We start from the raw sequence: 3,275 nt of genomic DNA, 5'->3' as shown, positions 1-3,275 counted from the left end.
TTCTCAAAAAAATACTTGACTTTAATAAACCAGGCACCAAGACTCCAAGAAAAAATTAATTTAAAAATCTCTGTGTCCTCTGCGCCTCTGGCGCATTTTCACGGATTAGACGGATTTACGCGGATTTTTTGAATAAATTAAAGAAACTTGGTGTCTGGTTTATTAAAGTCAAGTATTTTTTTGAGAAAATAGATATATTTATCTTTTGCTATTTTGAATTACTAGAGTAACTATCATTTTCAGGTATTCCTGATCCCTGCCCCCCCCCGTGGGTGGCTCGCAAAACAGGTATCATTGGACACTTGTACGCATCATGCTTAATTCTGGTATTTTGAAGTTTTTCACTTTATCTTGCTTTATCGAAGCTATGATGCAAGCAGGGAGTTACTAAGCTTTGTGAGAAGGTCGATAAATATCGCCTTTATGACACCAATGATAATCTCCCTGCTTACAAGTGTTTTTCTCATCACGCTGCATTTCTGGCGTGCTGTTTTTGAAAATATTGGAGATCAAACTCGCACTGATGATGGACAAGCGCATATATCAATCTCAACAATTTGCGGCTGATGGCTGTCAGGGCTTTGATTTTTTTCATGCCTCGGGCCACATAGCTCTGGTATTGCTCGTGATAGATACCGCCTTGACGCACGACATTAATCGCCGCAAAAAACAACAATTTTCGCGCCAGGGGACGACCGCGCTTGGCAATGCGTTTGTGCCCGCGATGTTTTCCCGAACTGATTTCGTACAAATTCAACCCGACGAATTTTTCCAGTTCGGCATAATTGGCAAATTCATGAAAATTACCAATTTCACCGATAAGACCAGCCGCGGTGATTGGTCCCACCCCTTTGATCGACAGCATAAGGTGACTTTCCGGCACACGAGAAAGCACATGCGCGATGCGCTGCTCATAAATTGCCACCCACTGTTCATGCTCCTCAATAATATGCAACAGACGATGAATCCTGTCGGCTATACAATGCTGGCCCTCTTTAATGCCGACACTCGTGAGCGCATATTGATAAAGCTGCTCGGCGCGCTCCTGTGGCATACGCCCTCGGCTCTGATGACGAATAATGGCTGCCAATTTTTCCACACCCAGGTCAGCGATTGCCTCCGGTGTCGGGTAATGCGTCAACAAATAATGCGCTGTCTTCGTATCCAAATGCGTGAACACCCGTTGAAATTCCGGAAAAATCTTGAACACATGCGCGTGCAGCTTATTATACAACTCGGTCAGCAATTTCAACTCATCATCTCGATCATGCACCAACTCTCGCAACTCCGCAGCTACTCCGCGCGGCACAACCACGCGCAACCAATTGCCCAATTCAATGATATCGGCAATCACTTTCGGATCCTTTTTATCATGCTTGTTCGGCGAATTGTCACTGATCTCTTTCACTTTCTTGGTATGTTTGGGATTCACATAAACCAAAGTCACTGGCTTATCGTGCAAAAAGTGAATCAGCGGTATCCCATAACACCCGGTGGATTCAAAACCGATGATAATGTCCGGCACATGCGTCTCGCGCTGAATCGACTCAATGGCGTGCCAAAATATAGTAAATCCTCCATAGGTGTTGTGAAACTTAAACGGCGCCACTTCTGTCCCATCATAACAGCGAATGTAGCCGTAATTATACTCTTTACCGATGTCAACGGTCACCAAAATCGTTTTTTCATTGAAAATACGCTTTTTATTTCGTATCTTTCGCATGGCTATACTCCTTTTGTTTTTAATAAACCAGTTTTTTTACTAGAGTATAGCCTTTTATTTTTTTTATGGCAATACTTTTTTTATAATATAGCAAGCTTTGAGTCTTCGTGGTGAAATTTATTTTTTTGATTCATTCAAAAAGAATCCAATTCCTTTCTCTGTAATTTCTTGAAAATCAGGGATATTTCCAATTTCAATCAATTTATCCGCATGATATCCATTCCACACTTCAAAAAATTTCTGCAGCGCCGCCAGATGTCTCCCGACGCGAACTTTGAGGGGAATTCCGTCTGCCGGGTAATCCACTTCCAGCAATCCGTGTGCCGCCGCTTCGGCGTAAATCTTGTCTTTTCCGCTTAAAACGGCATCAGGAGTCAATTTTCCGTGGTATCTTCCCTGAACTGTATTTGCACTTTCCATCAAAATCGCCGCAATCCCCAACTGATCGCCCCATTCGCGATGGGAGAGACCGCGAAAATGTTCCGGCGACGGCTCTAAATTGAAATTGAGTCCGTCCATTTGCAGCTCCATCACAACTTCGCTCGCCATTTCGAATCCGTTGGGATGAGCCACAATGGCGTTGATCACCGGATATTCCAGTGAAGCTTCGTGGAGATCAAATGCCAGATCGACTTTTTCTTTTTTCAGCAATTCCATGATGGCAAAAGCCACTTTTTCCGTGAGCGATCCGTCAGGTTTGCCGGGATAGGAACGATTTAGATTTCGCGTTTCTCCACCGGATAATTTTTGCCCCGAAGGAAAATGGCGATAAACTTCCGGGTCAGGCCACTGGTCAATGGGATTGGTATTTCGCGAACCAAAACGGAACCAGCGCATTCCGTGAGGTGTGGGAATAAAAAAACGCTGCGGATTTGCTTCCTGGGGATCGTTGTGCGAAAAGGCGCTGTTGTTTGCTCTTGGAATTACAATTAGTCTGCCTGCCTGAACTTGCGCTCGCTCGATGAATTGCAGTGATAAATCCAGCCGGCTCGTTGGGATGAGTCCCACCCAGAATGAGCACTGTCGCGCCCGGATTTTCTCCTTCAAAAAAATAAACTTCCGTGTCACCATTCGTTCCCCGTAACGGAGAAAAGTAGTCGCTCAACATTTTCTTTTCCGAGATTCCCTGTCCCGGATAAATTGGCTCCGGTTGCCTCATGCGCAAAAAATCGCGTCCGGCAACTGCCGCAAGAAAAACGGAAAAAAACAGAATGACAATCGCTCGAATTTTTGAGTTTTTCATTTTGCCTCTACTTGATTAAAAGAACTCTGAGTATCAAAGGAATTAGAACAATCAAATGCGTGAGTTGATTCCGCCAGTTTTTTTCTTTGAATAGATCGATTATCGATAAAATCAAGATCAGAGCTGTAATAAGCAGGTAAATAATTTTTAGCATAGCATTCCTCATTTGCTTTAGCCACAGAGGCACGGAGAAGCACAGAGTTTTTAAATAGTGGAAAAAATCACTCTTTTTTCAGAAACCGAGCTGTATCAAAGGTTAAAAAAATTAGTAAAAACCACGAAGGACACGAAGATCACGAAGAATTTCTA

The 3,275-nt window shown here is 43.5% G+C and carries 1 protein-coding gene and 1 pseudogene; both read right to left on the bottom strand.

Going from position 1 to position 3,275, the window contains the following annotated elements; all coding sequences use genetic code 11:
* Positions 1-466 precede the first annotated feature (466 nt).
* On the bottom strand, positions 467-1,723 hold the full coding sequence (locus GXO74_12605) for an IS110 family transposase (protein ID NOZ62506.1): 1,257 nt from the start codon (positions 1,721-1,723) through the stop codon (positions 467-469).
* A 117-nt stretch (positions 1,724-1,840) separates the two neighbouring features.
* Positions 1,841-2,966: pseudogene (locus tag GXO74_12600) on the bottom strand (succinylglutamate desuccinylase).
* Positions 2,967-3,275 lie beyond the last annotated feature (309 nt).

The organism is Calditrichota bacterium (genome assembly GCA_013152715.1).
Classification (GTDB): Bacteria; Zhuqueibacterota; Zhuqueibacteria; order Thermofontimicrobiales; family Thermofontimicrobiaceae; genus 4484-87.
Note: the sequence above shows the minus strand (reverse complement) of the source record. Positions and strands in the feature narration are given on the sequence as shown.

What these genes read in the sequence shown, in the direction of transcription:
- GXO74_12605 (NOZ62506.1), bottom strand. Translation starts at nt 1,723, where the DNA reads ATGCGAAAGATACGAAATAAAAAGCGTATTTTCAATGAAAAAACGATT.